Here is a 22,677-nt window from a genome sequence, read left to right on the forward strand (position 1 = left end):
CTCAGGTGCCCTTCGCCAGACCCGCTAACTGCGTCATGACAACGGCGGCACCCGCCAGCCGTTTTTCCGGCGTGGGAAAGTCGCGCTGGAAGAAGATGCTGTGGTCGGGGCGGATCTTCGCCATGATGCCCTGCTTGGCGATATAGCCGACGAGCGCGCCGGGATTGGGGAATTCCCGGTTTCGGAACTGCACCACGACACCCTTCGGCCCTGCATCGAGTTTTTCGACATTGGCCGTGCGGCAGAGCGACTTGATGTAGACGATCTTCAGTAGGTGCTGAACTTCAAGCGGCAGCGGGCCGAAGCGGTCGATCAGCTCCGCACCGAAGGTGTCGATCTCGGAAAGCTCGGTGATTTCGCCGAGACGGCGGTAGAGGCCAAGGCGCAGATGCAGGTCCGGCACGTAGTCGTCCGGGATCATCACCGGCGTTCCCACGGAAATCTGTGGCGACCAACCGCTGTCGGCGATCTCCTCGTCACCCTTCAGCTCGGCAACGGCTTCCTCCAGCATCTGCTGATAGAGCTCGAAGCCGACCTCCTTGATATGGCCGGACTGCTCGTCTCCGAGCAGGTTGCCGGCGCCGCGAATGTCGAGGTCGTGGCTTGCCAGCTGGAAGCCGGCGCCCAGCGTATCGAGCGACTGCAACACCTTGAGGCGGCGCTCGGCCGTGCCGGTCAGCGTCCGGTTGACCGGCAGCGTAAACAGAGCAAAAGCGCGCACCTTGGAGCGGCCGACGCGGCCTCTCAGCTGATAGAGCTGCGCCAGGCCGAACATGTCGGCGCGATGCACGATCAGCGTGTTGGCTGTCGGCACGTCGAGACCGGATTCGACGATCGTGGTCGAGAGCAGCACATCGTAACTGCCTTCGTAGAAGGCGTTCATGACGTCCTCGAGCTCCGTCGCCGGCATCTGGCCGTGGGCGACGGCAACCTTCAACTCCGGCACGTCGGATTTGAGAAAATCATGGATTTCCGCGAGATCGGCAAGGCGCGGGCAGACGTAAAAGCTCTGGCCGCCGCGATAATGCTCGCGCATCAATGTTTCGCGGATCACCAGCGCATCGAAGGGTGAGATGAAGGTGCGCACCGCCATGCGGTCGACCGGCGGCGTGGTGATCAGCGACAGCTCGCGCACGCCGGTCAGCGCCAGTTGCAGCGTGCGCGGGATTGGTGTTGCCGACAGCGTCAGCACATGCACGTCGGATTTCAGCTCCTTCAGCCGCTCCTTGTGCTTGACGCCGAAATGCTGTTCCTCATCGATGATCAACAGGCCGAGATTGGCGAAGTTGATCGAGGCGCCTAGAAGTGCATGCGTGCCGACGACGATGTCCGTCTTGCCCTCGGCGACTTCCTTCTTGGTCAGCGCCAGTTCCTTCGAACCGACGAGGCGCGAGGCCTGGGCGATGCGCACCGGCAGGCCGCGGAAACGATCGGTAAAGGACTTGAAATGCTGGCGAGCAAGCAGCGTCGTCGGCACGACGACGGCCACCTGAACGCCGTTCATCGCGGCCACGAAGGCGGCGCGCAACGCGACTTCGGTCTTCCCGAAGCCAACGTCGCCGCAGACGAGACGGTCCATCGGCCGGCCGGCACCGAGATCCTCGCGCACCGCTTCGATCGAGTTTAGCTGGTCTTCGGTCTCGTCATAGGGGAAGCGAGCGGCAAATTCGTCATAGAGCCCGTCCGGCGTGGTCAGCGCCGGCGCATGCCGGGTCAGCCGCTCGGCGGCGATGCGGATCAGACCGCCTGCCATGTCGAGCAGGCGTTTCTTGAGCTTCGCCTTGCGCGCCTGCCAGGCAACGCCACCGAGCTTGTCGAGGATCGCGTCAGAGCCTTCCGATCCGTAGCGTGACAAAAGCTCGATATTTTCAACAGGCAGGAAAAGTTTCGCGTCGTCGGCATAGACAAGCTCGAGACAGGCATGCGGCGCGCCTGCGGCTTCGATGGTACGCAAGCCAATGAAGCGGCCGATCCCGTGCTCGGCGTGGACGACGATGCTGCCTTCGTCAAGGCCAGCGACCTCGGCAATGAAATCGGCGCCGCGCTTGCGACGCTTTGAACGGCGCACCATTCGGTCGCCGAGAATATCCTGCTCGCCGATGACGACGAGATTGCCGATCTCGAACCCGCTCTCGAGGCTCAGAACGGCGGAGGCCGCCTCCCCCGGCTTCAGAGCTTTCAATTCCGAAAGCGCCTTCACGGGCTTGATGTTCGCAAGCCCGTGCTCGGCCAGCACCTGCAGCAGACGGTCGAGCGACCCTTCCGACCAGCCTGAAATCAGCACCTTGTCGCCTTTGGCGCGCCGGTCGGCGATATACTTGACGGTCTGGTCGAACACGTTGACCCGCTCGGCGTCGCTCGTCCCTTCGGTCGCATTCTTCGCCCATCGCACGCCCAGCCGCGCATCGACGGTCATAACCTGCCGCGCCTCGCCTTCATGCTCGCTGAATGGCGAGAGGCGAACGGCGTTGCGCGAGATCAGTGCAGCATTGAAGTCTTCAGCACCGAGGTAGAGCAACTCCGGCGGCACCGGCTTGTAGGGTGTGCCCTGCGATATCTGAGCCTTTCCCGGCGCAGCGGAGGATTGGCGGGCCTCGTAATAGTCCTTGACCAGCTTGACGCGCTCGGCGGCGGCTTCGCGAGCGACGTGATCGGTGACGATATGAAAGCCGGCAAGATAGTCGAACACGGTATCGAGCCGGTCGTAGAACAGCGGCAGCCAATGCTCCATGCCGGCATAGCGCCGACCTTCGGAAACCGCCTGATAGAGCGCATCATCGCGGGTCGCCGCGCCGAACATCGACAGGTATTGCTTGCGAAAATGGCTGATCGTATCGGGCGTCAGCGACACCTCGCTCATCGGGCTGAGGTCGAGCGACCGGGCCTGGCCGGTGGTGCGCTGGCTGGCGGGATCGAATGAACGGATCGATTCGAGCGTGTCGCCGAAGAAATCAAGGCGCACCGGTTCGTCGCTGCCGGGAACGAAGACATCGAGGATGCCGCCGCGCACGGCATATTCACCGACCTCGCGAACGGTGGCGACACGCTCGAAGCCGTTGCGTCCAAGCCGCGCGGCGACATCGTCCATTCGGATTGTGTTACCCGGCCGGGCGGAAAAGGCGAGGCTCTCGATGACCTCCTGCGGCGCCATCTTCTGAAGGGCTGCATTGACGGTGACGAGCACGATGGCCGGATGCGGCTTCTTCGCATGCGCGATCAGGCCGCTCAGCGTCGCCAGACGCCGGGCCGAGGTATCGGCGCTGGGCGATACGCGGTCATAGGGCAGGCAGTCCCATCCGGGCAATGTCAGCACCGGAATGTCCGGCGCGGCAAAGCCGACCATCTGCTCGAAGTCGGCAATGCGCTGGCCGTCCGACAGGATGTAAGCGACCGGTCCATTGGCGCGGGCAAGCTCGGCAAGGATCAGCGGCTCGACACCGGTCGGCACCGGGCCGATCGTCAGTTCGCGGGTCGCGCGCGCAACTTTATTGGGGTCAAATCCGGCAATCATCGATCGTCTTTATTCCCGTCGGCGGGAAGCTTGTCGAAATCCGGACGATACGAAGCAATGCGTTCAAACAAGGGGGTCCGGTAGTGTTGCGGCACCGGCCTCTCGCCGATGATCCACTTGACCAGATCGTTGTCCTCTTCCGCCATGATGGTTTCGAGCTCGTCAAGGTCCGTATCCGCGAGAGCTGCAAGTTCATTGTCGGCGAACTGACCGAAAACGAGATCCATTTCCCTGATGCCCCGATGCCAGGCACGAAAAAGGATGCGTCTGCGGCGCGGATCAAGATCGGCGCTCGTGCGTGTGATGCCCGTCATGAGAAGTCCTTCCTGCCGCCGCGTCGTTGTGAGCGCGCCTTGCAGTGGCTCTATAAACGCTGAAAAGACGATTGTCAGCCTTGCCAAAGACCTAATCCTCGTTTCACTCTGGCCGTATGCGCCCGGCCCTTCTCGATCCCCTGTTCTCCCCCCTGAATTCGCTTCCCGGCATCGGCCCGAAAGCGGGCGAGCTTTATGCGCGGTTGCTGGGGCGCGAAAGCATCGACGACTGCCGGGTGATCGATCTCGTTTTCCATGCGCCGCATTCGCTCATCGACCGGCGGCATCAGCCGGGTATCGCACGCGCCGCGCAGGGCGCTATCGTCACGATCACGGGCCGAGTCGACCGGCACCAGCCGGCGCCCCCCAGAACCAGCCAGCCCTACCGCGTGTTCCTGCACGACGACACGGGCGAACTGGCGCTAACCTTCTTCCGCGTCAAGGGAAACTGGCTGGAGAAGGCGCTACCGGTCGACGAGACCGTAACCGTCAGCGGCAAAATCGACTGGTTCAACGGCCGCCCCTCGATGGTGCATCCGGATTACATGGTGCGGGCGGCGGAAGCGGAAAACCTGCCGCTGGTCGAGCCGATCTATCCTCTGACCGCGGGCCTTTCGGCCCGTATGCTGCGCAAGTCGATCGAGGCGGCCCTGCCCTGTATCCCCGATTTTCCCGAGTGGATCGAAGACGCTCTTCTGGAGAAACAGAGCTTTGCCTCAGCCCGCGACTGTTTCCTTGCCCTTCACGAACCGCGCGACGAAACCGATATCGACCCGCAGGCGCCCGCCCGCCGTCGGCTTGCCTATGACGAGTTTCTGGCCGGGCAGCTATCCCTGTCGCTCGTCCGCCAAAGATTGCGCAAGCTCGCCGGCACGCCGGTGCATGCAACCGGGAAACTCAGCAAGCCGGTGCGCGACGCCCTGCCCTTTTCGCTGACCGCCAGCCAGGCGACAGCGATCGGCGAGGTCCTGAAGGACATGGCGGGAACGGATCGGATGCTGCGTCTGCTGCAGGGCGATGTCGGCTCGGGAAAGACGGCGGTGGCGCTGATGTCGATGCTGGCGGCCGTCGAGGCGGCTGGCCAGGCTGTTCTGATGGCGCCGACGGAAATCCTTACCCGGCAGCATTTCGTTACGCTCTCGAAAATGGCCGCACCGGCCGGTGTTACCATCGATGTCCTGACCGGCCGCACCAAGGGCCGCGAGCGCGACGCCATTCTGGAGCGCATCGCCTCGGGCGAAACGCAGCTTGTCATCGGCACCCACGCATTGTTTCAGGATACTGTCGTTTACAAAAATCTGCTGCTCGCCGTCGTCGACGAGCAGCACCGTTTCGGTGTCCATCAGCGGCTGCGGCTGACCGCCAAGGGGATTTCGCCGCATATGCTGGTCATGACCGCCACGCCGATCCCGCGCACGCTGGTGCTGGCCGCCTTCGGCGACATGGATGTTTCCAAGCTTACGGAAAAGCCGGCTGGTCGCAAGCCGATCCAGACGGTGACCGTATCGACCGAGCGAACGGGAGAAATCGTCTCGCGGCTGCATACGGCGCTCGCCGAGGGCAAGAAGGCCTATTGGATTTGTCCGCTGGTGGAGGAATCGGACGCCTCCGAGCTGATGTCGGTCGACGAGCGGTTCCAGACTCTGAAAAGCCATTTCGGCTCAGAGGTCGGCCTTGTCCACGGCCGCATGAACGGCGCAGACAAGGACGCGGTCATGCTCGCTTTCAAGAATGGCGAGATCCGGCTTCTGGTGGCGACGACCGTCGTCGAAGTCGGGGTCGACGTGCCCGATGCGACGATCATGGTGATCGAGCACGCCGAGCGATTCGGGCTGGCGCAGCTGCACCAGTTGCGCGGTCGCGTCGGGCGTGGTGACGAGGCGTCGACCTGCATTCTTCTCTACAAGGGACCTTTGAGCGAAAACGGCCGGGCGAGGCTGTCGATCCTGCGGGAAACCGAAGACGGCTTCCTGATTGCCGAGGAAGATTTGAAACTGCGGGGCGAAGGCGAATTGCTTGGGACACGTCAATCCGGCACGCCCGGCTTTCGCATTGCCAGCCTCGAGGCGCATGGCGATCTGCTCGAAATCGCCCGCAAGGATGCAGCCTATGTCATTGAGCGCGACCCGGAACTGACATCGGAACGTGGTGCCGCGTTGCGCACGCTGCTTTATCTCTACCGGCGTGACGAGGCGATCCGCTTTCTCAGAGCCGGCTGAAGAACTTGCCACGTTTGGTCGCCGCTGGCACCATCTCCTCCGGCACCTGCAATGCCTTCGGCAGATAGTCAGGCGCCACCAGTCCTCCGGAGAGCAGCAGCTTGGCGGCGTCCTCTGGGCTCATGTCGAGGGGCACGATCTTTTCGCGCGGCACGAAAATCAGAAATCCGGCCGTCGGCACGGGGGTTGGCGGCAGGAAAACCGTGACCATATCGAGACCGCGCTCCCTGAACTTGACGGCGATTTCACCCTTGGCATCCGTCGCAATGAAAACCAGCGACCAGAGACCGGGGCTTGGATATTCGATCAGGCCTGCCTTCTTGAACGAGTTCGACTGATCCTGCAGCACAGTCTGGAATATCTGCTTCAAACCCTTGTAGATCGAGCGCACCAGCGGTGTGCGAACCAGAAGCGATTCGCCGAAGCCGACGATGCTGCGGCCGATCAGGTTGGCGGTGAAGAAACCGACCAGCGTGATCAGTAGCAAGGCGGTCAGCAGTCCGAAACCGGGAACCGGATAGGGCAGGAAATTGTCCGGATTGTAGTCGAACGGCAGATAGGGCTTCACCCAGCTGTCGGCCCAGAGAATGAAGGACCAGGTGATCCAGACGGTAATGGCAAGCGGCGCACAGATGATCACCCCGGTCAGGAAATAATTCCTCAACCGTGTCGCGAAAAATCCACGTGCCTGTTTGTCCGTCATACCGCTCCGTTTATCCGTCTACGCCGCCATAAAAAGCCACATTATATGTCACCATGCCGGAGGCCGTCGTGGACGACAAGGGCTGCGCCAAAAAATATTGCGGCGCACAATCAGCGAATGTGATCTGCGGGTCGTTCTGAAATCCGAACTTGCGGTAAAGTTCGGGATTGCCCACCACGACACACCCTGCCGCTGCCCGTTCCCGCAACATTTCCAGCCCTCTGCGGATCAAGGCGCCGCCGATACCCTGCCTCTGATGCGACGGCAAGACCGACACGGGACCGAGCCCAAACCATCCCGCCGAACCGTCCGAAAATTCAACAGGTGAGAAGGCGATATGGCCGACCACCTCACCCTGAACCTCGGCAACAAGCGAAAGGCTGAGCGTGCCGGCATTGCGCAGGCGATCGACGATGAAATGCTCCGTGCCGTCACTGTAGGGATGATCCTTGAAGGCTTCCCGCGTCAGGGAATGGATCGCTCCGACGTCACCCGGATTTTCAGGCCGTATCATCACTCCACGGTGACCGATTTGGCGAGATTGCGCGGCTGATCGACGTCGGTGCCCATGAAGACGGCGGTGTGATAGGCGAGCAGTTGGATCGGCAGCGAGAAGATCATTGGAGCGATGATCTCATCGACGCTTGGCAGAATGATCGTGCTCATCGTCTCCAGCTTGGAGGCTGCGGCACCTTTCTCGTCGGTGATGAAGATGATGCGGCCGCCACGCGCCGCGACCTCCTGCATGTTCGACACCGTCTTTTCGAAGAACCGGTCATGCGGCGCTATGACGATGACGGGCATGTTTTCATCGATCAGGGCGATCGGGCCATGCTTCAATTCACCGGCGGCGTAGCCCTCGGCGTGGATATAGGAGATTTCCTTGAGCTTCAGCGCGCCTTCCATGGCCAGCGGATAGCTTGTGCCGCGGCCGAGATAGAGCACGTCCTTGCATTTCGACAGTTCACGCGACAGGCTCTCCATCGTCGGCTGAATGCTGTTCAGGACCTTGCCCATGATGCGCGGCATTTCGGCAAGGCTGCGGACGAGCACTTTTTCCTCGGCCTCCGACACGGTTCCGCGTACCCGGCCGGCGCCGATCGCGAGCGCTGCCAGCACGGAGAGCTGGCAGGTGAAGGCCTTGGTCGACGCGACGCCGATCTCCGGACCCGCCATGATCGGGAAGACCGCATCGGACTCCCGCGCAATCGTCGATTCCTTGACGTTGACGACGGCGCCGATCTTCAGGCCATGTTCCTTGCAGTATCGCAATGACGCCAACGTGTCGGCCGTCTCGCCCGACTGCGAGATGAACAGAGCGGCAGACTGCGGCGACAGCGGGATTTCGCGGTAGCGGAATTCCGAAGCGACATCGATTTCGACCGGCAGGCGGGCGTAACGCTCGAACCAGTATTTGCCGACGAGGCCGGCGAGATAGGCCGTGCCGCAGGCGGAAATGGCAAGGCTCGGAACCTTGGCGAAATCGATCGCCGAAGTCATCGGGTTCACCTTGTTCTCGATGAAGTCGATATAGTGGCCGAGCGCGTGCGAAATCACTTCCGGCTGTTCATAGATTTCCTTTTCCATGAAATGGCGGTGATTGCCTTTGTCGACCATGTAGGCCGCGGCAACGGAGACCTGGCGCGGGCGCGCGACCTGCTTGCCGTCATGGTCGAGGATCTCGACACCATCCGCAGTCAGGACCGCCCAGTCGCCGTCGACGAGATAGGTGATTTCATTGGTGAAGGGCGAGAGAGCGATCGCGTCTGAACCGAGGAACATTTCCCCCTTGCCGAAACCAACAGCCAGCGGCGGACCGCTGCGGGCGGCCATGATCGTGCCCGGCGCATCCTGAAAGATGACGGCGAGCGCATAGGCGCCGGTGACCCGGCGCAGCATGGTCCGCATCGCATCTTTCTGGCTCAGTCCGTCCCGGATCAGCTTGGCGAGCAGTTGCGCCACGACTTCGGTGTCGGTCTGCGTGCTGAAAGTCGCGCCTGCATGGGCAAGCTCGTCCTTCAACTCGGAGAAATTCTCGATGATGCCGTTGTGGACGACGGCGACGCCATCGGTGAAATGCGGATGGGCATTGCTTTCGGTCGGCGCGCCGTGCGTCGCCCAGCGCGTATGCGCAATGCCGGTCTTGCCAGCCAGCGGCTCGGCGCGCAGCTTCGTTTCGAGGTTGACCAGCTTGCCTTCGGCGCGGCGGCGATCGAGAACGCCGTCATGGATCGTTGCGACCCCGGCGGAATCATAGCCGCGATATTCGAGCCGCTTCAGGGCATCGACGAGGCGCTCGGAGACAGGCTGATTTCCAACGATACCGACGATGCCGCACATATCTGTTCTTCTCCGCAATTTCTTTCGTGAGACGGGCGCGTTGCATACGCCAGCCAAAGTGTCCATTTTGATATGCCGCTTGGTACCGAATTTAGCGAAATGCACAATCGGCCCGAACTCACTTTCGATTTCAGGTTTTAACCGTGGCGCGGCAACCTGTCATTTCTTTCTGGCAGCCTTTTCGGCCTGATAACGCTCGCGCAGGATTTTCGCCCGCCCCGGCTTAATCTCCTGACGCGCGCGCGCGAAAGCAACCGCATCGGCCGGGACATCCTCCGTCACCACACTGCCGGATGCGACCAGCGCGCCGTCGCCGACCGACACCGGTGCAACGAGAGAGGAATTCGAACCGATAAAGACGTTCGTGCCGATGCGGGTGACGTGCTTGTTGACGCCATCATAATTGCACGTGATCGTGCCCGCGCCGATATTGGTCTTCTCGCCGACGAAGGCGTCGCCGATATAGGTCAGGTGGTTGACCTTGGCGCCGGCGCCGATCTCTGCCTTCTTCACCTCGCAGAAATTGCCCACCTTGGAATCGCGCCCAAGATTGGCGCCAGGACGCAACCGCGCATAAGGACCAACCGTTGCGCCGGCGCTGACATGGGCGCCTTCCAGATGGGAGAAGGCGTGAATGACGGCACCGCTTTCAATGGTGACGCCGGGGCCGAAGACGACGTTCGGTTCGATCGTCACGTCCTGGCCGATCTCAGTGTCGAAGGCGAGGAACACGGTTTCGGGCGCGATCATCGAGACCCCGGAGACCATCAATTCGTGGCGGCGGCGTTTCTGCCAGACCGCCTCGATCAAGGCTAGTTCGGCGCGGTTGTTGCAGCCCATCAGTTCCGCCTCGGGGGCCTCTACCGCGATGGCCTTGCCTCCGCCGGCGCGAACGATCTCGACGATGTCGGTGAGGTAGTACTCGCCCTTGACGTTGACATTGCCGATCTTGTCAAGCAAGTCCAACGCCATCTCGCCATTGATCGCCATCAGACCGCCATTGCAATAGGTGATGCGCTTTTCCTCTTCGGACGCATCCTTCTGCTCGCGAATGGCCTGCAGCTCGCCGTTCTCGACGATCAACCTGCCATAGCCGGTCGGATCGGCTGTTTGGAAGCCGATGACGACGACGTCATTGCCCTCAGCCAGCGCCTTTCGGGCGGCCATCAGCGGTGCGGCCGTGATCAGCGGCGTGTCGCCGAAAACGACCAGGATGTCGTCATATCCCTTGGCGATCGCCTCCTTCGCCGCCAGAACGGCGTGCCCAGTTCCAAGGCGTTCGGTTTGGAGGAAGGCCGAAATCTCGATGTCACTGCGGTTCGCAGCCGACGTGACAGAGTCCGCGTCCCGCCCGACCACCAGCGCGACCGACGAAATGCCGGCATCGACAAGCGATTCGACCACATGCGCGATCATTGAGCGGCCGCCGACCGGGTGCAACACCTTGGACATGGACGATTTCATCCGGGTGCTTTCGCCCGCTGCCAAAATCACCGCCAGGCATGTTCGTGTCATCCCAAATTCTCCCGCTTTCATGGCTTTCGTCTTCGCAGCCGGCACGATTCTGCCCGTTACATAGCAGGAAGATATTGCAAGGAACATAATCCGGTACGGTACTGTTAACCGGGATAAAACCCGACGGTGTCATAAATGCACGACGATCGTGTTTGACGGCTAGATGGCCGGGAATGATACCAAAGATGCAGGCTTCCGACACAACATTCTCGAGCAAGCAATACGGGTTTCGCGCGACACTTGCCCGCCAGCCGCTGATCGTGTTGGCACTGGCGGTCGCCTGCTTGCCGATGGCACTGATCGGAACCCTCGTCATGCCGATCGGCCCGATGTACTGGGACCACTATATCTATCTCGATGCGGCAAACCGGATTTTTGATGGCCAGATCCCCTCCATCGACTTCTTTGCCCCGGTCGGCGGGCTCGGCTACCATCTCTTTGCCGGGTGGCTTTACCTGTTTCCAAACGGCCACGCGCTGCTGTTGTCCAGCTGGTCCATGATGACAGTGACCGTGCCGTTGATGGCGCTGGTTGTCCGGGACGTGCAGAAGCAATCGCCTGCCATCAGCTACGCGTTGCTTCTCCCCTTCCTGTTCTTTTCGCTGCTGCCCTTCAACACAGGGGAATTCTACCCCTATCCCGGTTCAGACGGTTTCGGCATCTATAACCGCCAGATTTGCCAGCTGCTCTACGTCCTTGCCGCGGCTCTCGTTTTCGCGCGCAGTTGGCAAATACTGGCGGCGATCACCGCGCTTTCAATGCTCGCCCTCCTCTTCACCAAGGTGACCGGGGTCGCTGCGGGAGGCGTTCTTTGCCTGATGGCGTTTCTGGCCGGGCGCTTGCCGTTGCGCGCGGCGCTCGTGGCCGCAACAGTATTTTTGGTAACGATAGGTCTCCTTGAAATCGCCAGCGGTGTCGTCTCCGCCTATGCCGCCGACATCCTGTCGCTGGTACTGATCAACGACGACAGCCTGTTGCCGCGTCTGCTGCAGGCTGCATCGATCAATTTCGGTGTGATGCTCGGTTGCGGCATCCTCGCTTTGGTCTTGTTCTTCAATGAGTTTGCCCCGTTCCTCGAGAAGGTCCGGGCCTTTGCCGCGAAACCAGGTTTTGCGTCGCTAGGCGATGTCGCCAACCAATCCTTTTTCTGGCTGGCAAGTTTCGTCGTCGCGGGCCTTCTCTTCGAAAGCCAGAATACCGGCAGCCAGGCCTTCATTTTCCTCTGGCCTCTGCTGCTCGCGATTCTGCTCGAAAGCTACCGGCGCAAAGGCCCCTCCGCCGCTTTTGCAGTGATTGCAGTCGTCGCATCGGGCGTCGCATTGGCGCCTGCGATCACGATTGCCCAAAAAGCGGCGCGCGCCTGGATTGGCGCGGTCAACACCGCGCCGCTCGAAAACCGGCACCTGAAAGGCATGGGCGCCGTCGGCGTTCGCGACATCGTCAGCCTGCGGGCGGAACGCCTACACACGCACTATGTTGACTACCGCGCAACCTACGAAGCACTAGCCACCGCCGGCGAATTTCCCTCTTTCCTGCTCCACAGCGACATGGATTTTCAGGCACTCTGGCTTCAGACGGTCGATGGCGCCATCTCGGCGATTGGCAACTACGAGACCGCTAACAAGATCCGGTTCGAGACAATCATGACGATCGATTTCACCAATCCCTTCCCCTGGCTGATGGACCGCCACGCGCCCAAACACATCGCCATCGGCGCCGATCCCTATCGCGCCGTACCGCCGCCGGATCAGCGCATGCGTGACTCCGTCGGCTCGGTCGATCTCGCCCTTTACCCGACCTGCCCGCCGACCGCGGCGCGGTTGAAGCTTTTGAAACTTTACCAGCCGGCCCTTGCCGCCGGTCACCGCCGCATCACGCTGACACCCTGTTTCGACGCCTTCGTGCGCAACGGGCTTGCCGCCCGACCTTGATCCTTATCGCGGCAGCCGCAGCCGGCTCTCCGTCAAAAGCCCGCCCTCGTCGAGAATCGGATGGGCGACGGAAACGATATGCGCATTGATACGCTTGAGGTCGCGCAGGATATCGAGATGCAGCGAACTCGTCTGCAGGCTATCGGCGCGACCGTCGCGCAGACGCTCCAGATGCCGCTCGGATGAGCGTTTCTCCATGTGGCGGACATCGACTTTCACCTCCATCAAATGGCGCGCGAGATCGGCATCCCGGGTGACGAAGATAGTCTGGGCAATACGCAGGTTATCGATCGTCAGGTTGAAGAGCGTCTTCAGTTCCTGATAGCCCTCCTCCGAAAACTTCAGCCCGTTGTCGATCTTCTTCCTCACCTGTACGGTCAGGCCTTTCTCGACGATATCGCCCATATGCTCAAGGTTGATCGCATAGTCGATGATGACGATGGAACGCCGGCCATGCTCGTCGTTCAAGCCGCCGCGTCCAAGCCGGGACAGGTAGAGTTTGACCTCCTGCTGCAACATATCCACCTGCTTCTCGAGTTTCCCAACGTCCTCAAGTTCTTTGAGGTCATTGTGATTAAAGGCGTTCATGGTTGCGATCAGCATGGTCTCTATCAGGTCGCCGACGCGCAACACCTCGCGGGTAGCCCCCGAGAGCGCGATAACTGGCGTCGTGAGCGCGCGGTCATCGAGGTAGAGTGGTCCCGTCTCCGCTTTGGGCTCGTCCGGAATGAGCCGGAGCATGGTGCCCGATAACAGCGACGAGAACGGCCAGGCGGCAATGGCGAGCGCGATGTTGAAAAGCAGGTGGATATCGACCGGCAGTTTTGCCGGAGAAAGAGAAAGCGTCTGAAGGACGTCCGCGGCGGGCGCGGCAAGCGGCAATGCTATGGCGCAGCCGATGGCGCGAACGGCCAGATTGCCGGCCGTTACGCGACGGGCGGATGCCGAGGCAGACAACGTGGCGATGAAAGGCGGGATTGCGCCGCCTAGATTCGCGCCAAGCACAAGCGCGATCGTCAAGCCCGAAGACAGAATGCCAGCGGACGAGAGCGACAGGATCAGAACGACCACGGCCAGGCTCGATGAGGAAATAAAAGCCAGAGCGGCGGCAAAAAGCAGCGCGACGGGCCAGGCCGTGTCGAGCATGGTGAGGAACGTGGCGAGTGCCGGCGATTGCCGCATCGGCTCCGTCGCAAGCCCGAGCAGATGCAACGACAACAGCATCAAACCGATGCCGACAAGTGCCGTTCCGGCTCCCTGCTTGGCGCTTGACCGCCCTGCCCGATACAGCATCACGCCTGCTAGAATAAGCAACGGCGAAAGCCAGTCGACACCGGTTGCGACGATCCAGGCAGTCACCGCCGTGCCGACATTGGCGCCGAGCAACACGATTTGGGCCATCCGTGCGCGCACCAGCCCCTTTTCGACGAATGAAGCGATCATCAGCGCCGTCGCAGTCGAACTCTGCAGTGCGATCGTCGCCACGAAGCCTGCCAGAAACGAGCGCGCCTGCCCACTTGTACCCTGGGCAAGCCCCGTCCTGAGCCTGATACCGAAGGCCCGTGTCGCTCCCTCCTTGACCTGGGAAAGGCCAAAGAGCAGCAGCGCGACTGCTCCGAACAGATTGATCATGATGACGGTCGATTCCATATCGGCACTCCGGCTTTCCCGCCAAGTCTGCTCCGCGACAAGGCGAGTCGGCATACTCTGGTGGATCAACATTAGCAGCTTCAGGCACACGATCACGCGTTCAAAGGCGGATTGTGACAGATATTTTTCAATTGCCGGCTAATAATTCCGACATCAAGGAGCCTTGCAACGGCAGGCAGCGCGAAAGCCAAGCGCCGGCTGGAAAGCGATCGATGCGCAGCCGCGAGCGCCGCCGTTGGCCCCACGCCATTTCTCGCTGACCGGAGTCCCGTTTTGCCGATTTTTTTGCTTGTTTCGACCCTTCAATTCCGCGCCGGATTGCTCTAAGGAACGAACCGGTAGCCGTCCGGCGGCCTGAATTGCGACGAGGTATGCAGTCCCATGCTTGAAATCCTGAGAAGAGGCGCCCAGACTTGGGTTGTCAAAGGGCTGATGGCCCTTCTTGTTGTGTCTTTCGGTGTCTGGGGTGTATCCACGTCGCTTGTCACCGGCACGTCCGATGCGGTGGTCACGGTCGGTGACGTCAAGGTGTCTCCGAGCGATTTCCGCCTCGCCTACGAACGCCAGGTCGCCCAACTTTCCCGGCAGTTCGGCACGCGCCTGAGCCGCGAGCAGGCCAAGGCATTCGGCGTCGAAGCGCAGGTCTATTCGCAGCTCGTGGCGGGCGCGACGCTCGACCAGCTTTCCAATGACATGAACCTCGGCCTGTCCCAGGACCGCCTGGCAACGCTGATCAGCGAAGACCCGGCCTTTCGCGGCGTCAACGGCCAGTTCGACCGCCTGACCTTCTCGAGCGTGCTGCGCAACGCCGGACTGCGCGAGAAAGATTACATCAACAATCGCAGCCAGGTTGCCGTGCGCTCGCAGATCGTCGAAGCGCTGTCCGACGGCTATACCCCGCCGAAGGTGCTGGGCGATGCGCTGCGCCAATACCGCAATCAGACACGCACGATCGACTATCTGCTGCTGTCGAATGCCAACATCGATCCGGTCAAGGCTCCATCCGACGAAGTCTTGAAGCCCTGGTTTGAAAGTCACAAGGCAGACTACCGCGCGCCGGAATTCCGCAAGATCAGCTATGTGAAACTGGAACCCTCCGACATCGCCGATCCTGCATCGGTGACCGAAGAAGAAATCCGCGCCGAATACGACAAACGCAAGGACAGCTTCCGGACGCCGGAAACACGCACCGTCGAGCAGCTCTCCTTCCCGTCACGTGCAGAAGCTGACGCTGCGGCAGTCAAACTGTCCACAGGCACCAGCTACGACCAATTGGTAACAGCAGCCGGAAAGACCGCCAGCGACGTCCTGCTCGGCGACTTCACCCGCGACCGCATGCCCGACACCAAGCTCGGTGATGCCGCCTTTGCTGTCAAAGCGGACGGCCAGACCACACCGGTCATCGATGGCGCCTTCGGCCCGGTCATCCTGCGCGTGACCAACATCAAGCCGGAAAGCCTTCGTGGTTTCGACGACGTGAAGGAAGAGTTGCGCAGGGAACTGGCGCTGGCCAACGCCGGCGACGAGATCATGGCCATTCATGACAAATTCGACGATGCCCGCGTTTCCGGCGCGTCCATGCAGGAGGCGGCCAGCCAGACCAACCTCAAGCTCGTCGTCCTCAACGCCGTCGACGCACGCGGCAATGATGCCGAAGGCGAGGAAATTGCCGGCATTCCCGAAGCGAAGACCCTGCTGAACGAAGCTTTCAAGGCGGAGGTCGGGGCGGAAACCCTGCCGGTCAATCTCGGCCGCGACGGTTATGTCTGGTTCGACGTGGAAGAGATCACGCCTGCGCGCGACCGGACGCTCGACGAAGCCCGTGAAAAGGTTGTCGCCGACTGGACGGCGGAACAGCAGCGCAAGGCTCTCGCCGCCAAGGCATCTGAACTGAAGAGCCGGGTCGAGAAGGGCGAGACGCTGGCGGCGATTGCCGCCGAACTTGGCATCGCTGTCGAAAGCAAATCGGGACTGCGTCGTTCCACAGAGGATGCGGCCTTGAGCCCCGCTGCCGTCACTGCCGCCTTCGGCGGCGCAAACGGTCTCGTTGCCAATGCCCCAGGCGTCGGTGGCGAGGGCCAGATCCTGCTGAAGGTCACGGAAGTGGACGACAGCAATCCCGGCGACGCACTCGACAATGACGACCGGCAGATCAACGCCATCGCCCAGGCCAGCGGCGACGACATCCTCGATCAGATGGTCAGCGAGCTTCAGAAGGGTTACGGTGTGACGATCAATCAGCAGCTCGCAGACCTCGCCCTGGCGCAGCAGCGGTAAAACAAAGGAATACCTGCATGCCGGATTTGAAGCCTTTTGTCGCCAAGGCCGCAGCGGGAGAAGCGCTCAACCGCGAGGAAGCACGCGCCGCATTCGAGATCATCATGTCGGGCGAAGCAACGCCTTCGCAGATCGGCGGCTTCCTGATGGCGCTGCGCGTGCGCGGCGAGACGGTGGACGAGATCGTCGGCGCGGTTGGCGCCATGCGGGCACGCATGCTGACCGTCAAGGCACCGGCCGACGCCATCGACATTGTTGGAACCGGCGGCGATGGCGCCGGGACCTTCAATATTTCCACCCTGGCGGCGCTGATCGTTGCCGGTGCCGGCGTGCCGGTGGCCAAGCATGGCAACCGTGCTCTGAGTTCCAAGTCCGGCACGGCGGACGCGCTGTCGTGCCTCGGTGTCAAACTCGATATTGGACCCGAGGCCATTTCGCGCTGCATCTCGGAAGCCGGCCTCGGCTTCATGTTCGCACAACAGCATCATTCGGCCATGCGCCATGTCGGCCCGACTCGCGTCGAACTCGGCACGCGGACGATCTTCAATCTGCTTGGGCCCCTGTCGAATCCGGCAGGCGTCACACAGCAGCTTGTTGGCGTCTTTGCGCCGCAATGGCTTATTCCGGTCGCCGAAGTGCTGCGCGATCTCGGTTCGAAAAGCGTCTGGGTCGTGCATGGCGAGGGCCTCGACGAAATAACCACGACCGGCGTGACGCAGGTCGCAGCGCTTGAAAACGGTGCTATTCGCACTTTCGAGTTGACGCCGAGTGACTTCGGGCTGGAGACAGTTCTGCTTGCCGATCTCAAGGGCGGCGACGGTGCACATAATGCCGCGGCGCTCAAGGGCGTGCTTGAGGGCGATGCCACGCCTTACCGGGATATTTCGCTTGCCAATGCAGCGGCCTCGCTGATGATTGCGGGACGCGCGTCGGATCTCAGCGAAGGCATGGCGCTCGCCCGCCAGTCACTGACAAGCGGCGCGGCGAAGGCAACGCTGGAACGGCTTATCCGCGTTTCGAACGCGGCGTGAGGGGACATTCGATGGCCGACATTCTGCAGAAGATCGAGATCTACAAGCGCGAGGAAATTGCTGCGGCCAAAGCCGTCGTCGCCCTTGCCGATCTGAAGGCGATAGCTGCGGGTCAGGAAGCGCCGCGGGGTTTCTTCAAGGCCCTCGCCGCAAAGCGTGCCCAGGGCTGCTTCGGGCTGATCGCCGAGATCAAGAAGGCAAGCCCCTCCAAAGGCCTCATCCGTGCGGATTTCGACCCGCCGGCTCTTGCGAAGGCCTACGAGGCTGGCGGCGCCGCCTGCCTTTCCGTGCTGACCGACAGTCCAAGCTTCCAGGGCGCGCCCGCGTTTCTGACGTCCGCGCGAAACGCCTGTTTGCTTCCGGCGCTGCGCAAAGACTTCATGTTCGACACCTATCAGGTTCATGAAGCCCGCGCCTGGGGTGCCGACTGCATCCTGCTCATCATGGCATCGCTCAACGACAGCGATGCACAAAGGCTTGAGGACGAGGCGTTTTCGCTCGGAATGGACGTGCTTGTCGAGGTCCACGACGAGGAGGAACTCGAGCGTGCGTTGAAACTCACCTCACCGCTCGTCGGCATCAACAATCGCAACCTGAAAACCTTCGAGGTCGATATCGCCCTCTCCGAGAAGCTGGCACCGCTGGTTCCCGCCGACCGGCTGCTGGTCGGCGAAAGCGGCATCTTCACGCATGATGACTGCACCCGGTTGGCAAAAAGCAGCATCTCCACCTTCCTCGTCGGCGAGAGCCTGATGCGCAAGGACGATGTCGCGGCCGCGACGCGTGCCCTTCTCACCGGTTCTGCCGGCACCCTGGCCGCCGAGTGATGCCCAAGCCCTCCCTTACCCATATCGGCGCCGGCGGCGAGGCCAATATGGTTGACGTCGGCGACAAGGAACAGACCGTCCGCATTGCCGTTGCCGAGGGATATGTCCGGATGCGGCCGGAAACGCTTGACCTCATTCTCAAGGGCAACGCCAAGAAAGGCGATGTGATCGCCACCGCGCGTCTCGCCGGCATCATGGCGGCCAAGCAGACGGCCAATCTCATTCCGCTCTGCCATCCCCTCATGCTCTCCAAGGTCTCCGTGGAGATTACCCCCGACGAAGCCCTGCCAGGCCTGCGGATCGAGACGATGGCCAAACTTACCGGCCGCACTGGCGTTGAAATGGAAGCGCTGACTGCCGCAAGCGTCGCCTGCCTGACGATCTACGACATGGCCAAGGCGGCCGATCGGGAGATGGAGATCGGCGGCATCCGGCTTGTGCAGAAATCCGGCGGACGCTCAGGTGATTATGTCCGCAAGGAGGGTTGATGGCTTTGCTACCTGTTTCGGATGCGCTGGGCAGGTTGCTTCGTGGAGTAACGCCTATACGGCGCTCTGAGATGATCGGGCTGCACGCCGCCGTAGGCCGCGTGCTGGCCGAGAATGTCGCCGCAAGGCTGACGCATCCGGCCTTCGACAACTCTGCCATGGACGGTTATGCCGGCCGCTACGAGGACTTTGCCGTCGTCGGCGCAGAGCTGACGGTTATCGGCCAGTCTGCTGCGGGACGCGGCTTCGCAGGGCATGTCGGCCCCGGCGAGGTCGTGCGCATCTTTACCGGTGCGCCGGTGCCGTCCGGCGCAGACACCGTGCTGATCCAAGAAGACGCGGAGATTATCGCGGACAAGCGCATCCGCACCACTTTCGATCCCGGAAAGGGCCGCCATATCCGGCCGAAGGGGCAGGATTTTCGTGCCGGCGACGTGGTGCTGCGGAAAGGCGAACTGCTGGATGCAGGGCGGCTGACCATTGCCGCCGGCATGAACCATCCCGAACTTCCGGTTTTCATGCGCCCGAAAGTCGCGATCCTAGCAACCGGCGACGAACTGCTGCCGCCCGGAAGCCTTCCGGGACCGGACCAGATCATCGCTTCCAATACATATGGCGTGGCTGCGATCGCGCGCGACAACGGTGCCGAGGTCATCGATCTCGGGATCGTTCGCGATGACAAGACCGCCATCTCCGCGGCCGTCGCCGAGGCGAAAGCCGCCGGTGCTGACGTGCTTGTCACCCTTGGGGGTGCTTCGGTCGGAGATCACGACCTCGTCCAATCGACGCTGGTCGCAAGTGGCATGACGCTCGATTTCTGGCAGATCGCCATGCGTCCCGGTAAGCCGCTGATGGTCGGAACGCTCGATGGCATCACCGTGCTCGGCCTCCCCGGAAACCCGGTCTCGAGCCTCGTCTGCGCCCTACTGTTCCTCGAACCGCTGCTGCGCCATCTCGGCTCCCTGCCCTTGCGCGACCGCAGCGGCAAGGCAATGACTGTGACCGCGCTTGCCGCCAACGACAAGCGCCAGGACTATGTTCGCGCGCGGCTATCCCGCGACAGCGACGGCGCACTGAAGGTAGAGAGGTTCTCGCGTCAGGATTCCTCGATGATGCAGGTCTTCGCCCAGTCCGATTGCCTGATCATTCGAGCACCGTTTGCGCCGGAAGCGAAAGCCGGAACCATCTGCGATATCCTGATACTGCGGCAACCGGCTCTCTAACCGCTTATTCCTCGACTTTCCGCCCTTCCCGAACGCCCGCGTGCGCCTATCTACTGTCGAGTAAATGACGGTTGCGGATGGAAGGAACCGCCGTGAGTCGCAACGCGCTCTACATGATCATCGGGGGTCTCGCCGTCCTCGTCGTGATCCTCGGGATCTATGTTTATGACAAGGAAACCCAGCCGGCCGGCATCGAATTGAAGATCGGCGAAGGTGGCGTTTCGATCCAGGAAAATTAAAAAAGCCTTCAAGGTTCTGTCACGAAATCGACAAAGCAATCATTTATTAACCAATGCAGTCGAATAATTCGTCCAGTTGACCTGACTACGGATGGACTAGCAGGTCATACGCAAGGCGAATTGGGGAAAGGTCGGGTTTGTCCCGGCCTTTTTGCTTTTCAAGGGCATGGGGTTCAGCTTCAATGGGCAGAACGCGAGACCAGGATCTTGTCGATGCGGCGGCCGTCCATATCGATGACCTCGAAGCGATATCCGAAGGCTTCCGTGACATCGCCCTCCTCCGGGTTCTTGCGCAACTGCTGCACCAGGAAACCGGAGATCGTTTCGTAATTTCCGTCTGAATCGATTTCATTGATGCCGATCGTCAGATGGATTTCATCGATCGGCGTGCGTCCGTCGACCAGATAGGAGCCGTCATCGCGTAAGCGGATCAGCGCGTGCTCGATGTCGTCGTAGTTGGACGGCAGGACGCCGACGATCGCCTCGAGAATATCGGCGATGGTGATGATGCCTTCGATGCTGCCATATTCATCGACGATCATCGCCATGTTGATGTGCGACGACTTGAAGGCCTCGAGGGCCTTCAAGCAGGAGGCCGTTTCCGGCAATGTATGAATATCCTTGATGAAGCTGCGAATATTGAAGCCCCTGCCCGGCGCATTCAGCACTTCCTTGACAAGGACCGCGCCCAGCACCTCACCGCTCGCATCCAGAACCGGATAGCGGGAATGCGAAGACTGCTCGATCTTGGCGCGGATCGATTCGAGAGAATCGGTGGCTTCAATGAAGCTCACTTCGGTGCGATGCGTCATGATCGATTTGACGTTGCGGTCGCCAAGCCGGATGATCCGCCGCAGCATCTCGTGTTCCGATTTCTCGATCGCGCCGCTTTCGACGCCCTCGGCCATGATCGCCTGCACCTCCTCTTCCGTCACTTGGTCGTTGTTGCTTGATATGCCGAATATCTGCATGAACAGCGAGGCAGACATCTCGAACAGATAAACGATGGGAGCCGCGAGCCGCGAGAGGAACGACATCGGCCGGGCGACGAACATCGCTACACCTTCCGAGTTCTTCAGGGCCAATTGCTTCGGGATAAGCTCCCCGATCACCACCGACATGTAGGTGATGAATGTGACGACGATCGCAACCGCGACGGTATGGCCGTAGGGATTGATCCAATTGATGGCGTTGAGCGCCGGCGCAATTTTTTCGGCGATGGTGGCGCCGCCATAGGTACCGGCCAGCGTGCCGACCAACGTGATTCCGACCTGGACCGTCGAGAGGAATTTCCCAGGCTCTTCTGCAAGCCGCAGCGCCAGTTCGGCACGGTAGTTCCCCTGTTTTGTCATCTGCCGCAGCAGAGGCCGGCTTGCCGATACGATTGCCATTTCCGAAAGCGCAAAGAACGCATTGATCAATAAGAGCACGAAAATGACAATCAGTTCGAACATAACCCTCAGACACCGTTGATGGAGATCTGCGTGCCGGATACGCGGCGCACACGCTGTAGCCCTATCAAATAGGCGGAAGATATAATCGCAGCAAGGCAGTAACGGTGGAATTGCCGTTCTTTTGCCAAAAGGTTCCAATTGTCAGAACGAACACGTCCGGGTTTTGCACGCGGACGCCATGTCCTATCGGCCGGGGGGTGTGGTTTCGGCAAGTTCCCGAAGCGACGCGCGAACGCGGTCCCGCCCGACGCGGATGACATTCTCCATCGCAGCGCGAGCGCCGGCCTCGTCGCGCCGGCTGATCTGCTCGACGATGCGGATATGGGTGCGCGCGACATCGTCGATGAGCTCCCGGCCGGATGCGGGCGAGCTCAATTTGAAGATACCGACGAGTGCTGCCTCGATCAGACTGCCGACGGTGCGCATGAACGGGTTGCCGGAAGCCTCGAGTATAGCCAGATGAAGGCGCAGATCGGCCATGGCCAGCGTCTCGGCGGTGTGCTCGGGGTCACCCATGGCGACAGCCAGCCGCATCATCCCGCTGATTTGCGCTTCGGTGGCATTGGCCGCAGCAAGGGCTGCCGCATGCGGCTCGAACGCCAGGCGGATCTCGCTTAGGTGATAGAGAAATTCCTCGTCGACGCCGCGGTGGAAGTGCCAGGTCAGCACATCGCCATCGAACAGATTCCATTGGTTTTTGGCGGTGACTCGTGTCCCTATCCGGGCACGCGGCACGATCAGGCCCTTTGCTGCCAAGGTCTTCATTGCTTCGCGCAAAACAGTGCGGGAAACCTTGAATCGCATCGCAAGCTCCGGGTCTCCGGGCAGGATGGAGCCGACGGGAAACTCTCCCGAGACAATCGCTTTGCCCAGTTCGTCCACCACCTGCGCGTGACTTGTGCGCGTTTTGGCACCGGTAATGACGGTTTCGAGCAGACCCTTACGCAAGTAACTC

Annotated in this window: 17 protein-coding genes; 8 read left to right on the plus strand and 9 right to left on the minus strand. The window is 61.3% G+C overall.

Annotation, left to right across the window (positions count from 1 at the left end; all coding sequences use genetic code 11):
- Window position 1 precedes the first annotated feature (1 nt).
- Both mfd and ACSQ2W_RS17490 read right to left on the minus strand, forming a co-directional pair.
- On the minus strand, window positions 2-3,511 hold the full coding sequence (gene mfd, locus ACSQ2W_RS17485) for a transcription-repair coupling factor (RefSeq protein ID WP_436087392.1): 3,510 nt from the start codon (window positions 3,509-3,511) through the stop codon (window positions 2-4).
- Complete coding sequence (locus ACSQ2W_RS17490) at window positions 3,508-3,825, minus strand: succinate dehydrogenase assembly factor 2 (RefSeq protein ID WP_436087393.1); 318 nt, start codon at window positions 3,823-3,825, stop codon at window positions 3,508-3,510. The genes mfd and ACSQ2W_RS17490 overlap by 4 nt, the downstream gene beginning before the upstream one ends.
- Window positions 3,826-3,941: 116 nt before the next feature.
- Here ACSQ2W_RS17490 and recG point away from each other — a divergent pair, with 116 nt between their 5' ends.
- Window positions 3,942-6,044, plus strand: a complete 2,103-nt coding sequence (gene recG, locus ACSQ2W_RS17495) for an ATP-dependent DNA helicase RecG (RefSeq protein ID WP_436087394.1) — start codon at window positions 3,942-3,944, stop codon at window positions 6,042-6,044.
- On the opposite strand, the gene ACSQ2W_RS17500 is transcribed toward recG, so the two are convergent.
- The 4 genes from ACSQ2W_RS17500 to glmU form a co-directional block, all read right to left on the minus strand.
- Complete coding sequence (locus tag ACSQ2W_RS17500) at window positions 6,031-6,747, minus strand: DUF502 domain-containing protein (RefSeq protein ID WP_436087395.1); 717 nt, start codon at window positions 6,745-6,747, stop codon at window positions 6,031-6,033. The two genes, recG and ACSQ2W_RS17500, sit on opposite strands and share 14 nt — an antisense overlap.
- Window positions 6,748-6,757: 10 nt before the next feature.
- Window positions 6,758-7,264: a GNAT family N-acetyltransferase gene (locus ACSQ2W_RS17505; protein WP_436087396.1), complete on the minus strand. Its 507-nt coding sequence runs from the start codon at window positions 7,262-7,264 to the stop codon at window positions 6,758-6,760.
- Complete coding sequence (gene glmS / locus ACSQ2W_RS17510) at window positions 7,261-9,087, minus strand: glutamine--fructose-6-phosphate transaminase (isomerizing) (RefSeq protein WP_436087397.1); 1,827 nt, start codon at window positions 9,085-9,087, stop codon at window positions 7,261-7,263. The genes ACSQ2W_RS17505 and glmS overlap by 4 nt, the downstream gene beginning before the upstream one ends.
- A 159-nt stretch (window positions 9,088-9,246) precedes the next feature.
- Entirely contained in the window at window positions 9,247-10,602 is a 1,356-nt protein-coding gene (gene glmU / locus ACSQ2W_RS17515; protein WP_436087398.1) for a bifunctional UDP-N-acetylglucosamine diphosphorylase/glucosamine-1-phosphate N-acetyltransferase GlmU, read from the minus strand.
- Window positions 10,603-10,787: 185 nt separating this feature from the next.
- Here glmU and ACSQ2W_RS17520 point away from each other — a divergent pair, with 185 nt between their 5' ends.
- Window positions 10,788-12,533, plus strand: coding sequence for a hypothetical protein (locus tag ACSQ2W_RS17520; RefSeq protein WP_436087399.1), 1,746 nt, complete (start codon window positions 10,788-10,790; stop codon window positions 12,531-12,533).
- Between the two features lie 3 nt (window positions 12,534-12,536).
- Here the strand turns inward: ACSQ2W_RS17520 and ACSQ2W_RS17525 are convergent, their stop codons facing one another.
- Window positions 12,537-14,183, minus strand: coding sequence for a Na/Pi cotransporter family protein (locus tag ACSQ2W_RS17525; protein WP_436087400.1), 1,647 nt, complete (start codon window positions 14,181-14,183; stop codon window positions 12,537-12,539).
- A 381-nt stretch (window positions 14,184-14,564) separates the two neighbouring features.
- Between ACSQ2W_RS17525 and ACSQ2W_RS17530 the strand changes: the two genes are divergently transcribed.
- From ACSQ2W_RS17530 to ACSQ2W_RS17555, 6 genes are all read left to right on the plus strand, one after another.
- Window positions 14,565-16,460 carry a SurA N-terminal domain-containing protein gene (locus tag ACSQ2W_RS17530; protein ID WP_436087401.1) on the plus strand — a complete coding sequence of 632 codons (1,896 nt, stop codon included), beginning with the start codon at window positions 14,565-14,567 and terminating at the stop codon, window positions 16,458-16,460.
- A 17-nt stretch (window positions 16,461-16,477) separates the two neighbouring features.
- A complete protein-coding gene (trpD, locus tag ACSQ2W_RS17535) occupies window positions 16,478-17,491 on the plus strand; it encodes an anthranilate phosphoribosyltransferase (RefSeq protein WP_436087402.1) in 1,014 nt (337 codons plus the stop codon).
- Window positions 17,492-17,502: 11 nt separating this feature from the next.
- A complete protein-coding gene (trpC, locus tag ACSQ2W_RS17540; protein WP_436087403.1) occupies window positions 17,503-18,318 on the plus strand; it encodes an indole-3-glycerol phosphate synthase TrpC in 816 nt (271 codons plus the stop codon).
- Window positions 18,318-18,806 (plus strand): cyclic pyranopterin monophosphate synthase MoaC, encoded by a 489-nt coding sequence (moaC, locus tag ACSQ2W_RS17545; RefSeq protein WP_436087404.1) that lies wholly within the window; start codon window positions 18,318-18,320, stop codon window positions 18,804-18,806. The genes trpC and moaC overlap by 1 nt, the downstream gene beginning before the upstream one ends.
- Window positions 18,806-20,029, plus strand: coding sequence for a molybdopterin molybdotransferase MoeA (locus ACSQ2W_RS17550; RefSeq protein WP_436087405.1), 1,224 nt, complete (start codon window positions 18,806-18,808; stop codon window positions 20,027-20,029). Before moaC ends, ACSQ2W_RS17550 begins: the two co-directional genes overlap by 1 nt.
- A 92-nt stretch (window positions 20,030-20,121) precedes the next feature.
- The gene (locus ACSQ2W_RS17555) at window positions 20,122-20,268 is read left to right on the plus strand and encodes a hypothetical protein (RefSeq protein ID WP_436087406.1); all 147 of its coding nucleotides are present in this window, start codon (window positions 20,122-20,124) and stop codon (window positions 20,266-20,268) included.
- A 179-nt stretch (window positions 20,269-20,447) separates the two neighbouring features.
- Here ACSQ2W_RS17555 and ACSQ2W_RS17560 read toward each other — a convergent pair whose 3' ends face one another.
- Both ACSQ2W_RS17560 and ACSQ2W_RS17565 read right to left on the minus strand, forming a co-directional pair.
- A complete protein-coding gene (locus ACSQ2W_RS17560) occupies window positions 20,448-21,722 on the minus strand; it encodes a hemolysin family protein (RefSeq protein ID WP_436087407.1) in 1,275 nt (424 codons plus the stop codon).
- Window positions 21,723-21,905: 183 nt separating this feature from the next.
- Window positions 21,906-22,670, minus strand: a complete 765-nt coding sequence (locus ACSQ2W_RS17565; protein WP_436087408.1) for a FadR/GntR family transcriptional regulator — start codon at window positions 22,668-22,670, stop codon at window positions 21,906-21,908.
- Window positions 22,671-22,677 lie beyond the last annotated feature (7 nt).

The organism is Pararhizobium sp. LjRoot255 (assembly GCF_964252905.1).
Classification (GTDB): domain Bacteria; phylum Pseudomonadota; class Alphaproteobacteria; order Rhizobiales; family Rhizobiaceae; genus Pararhizobium.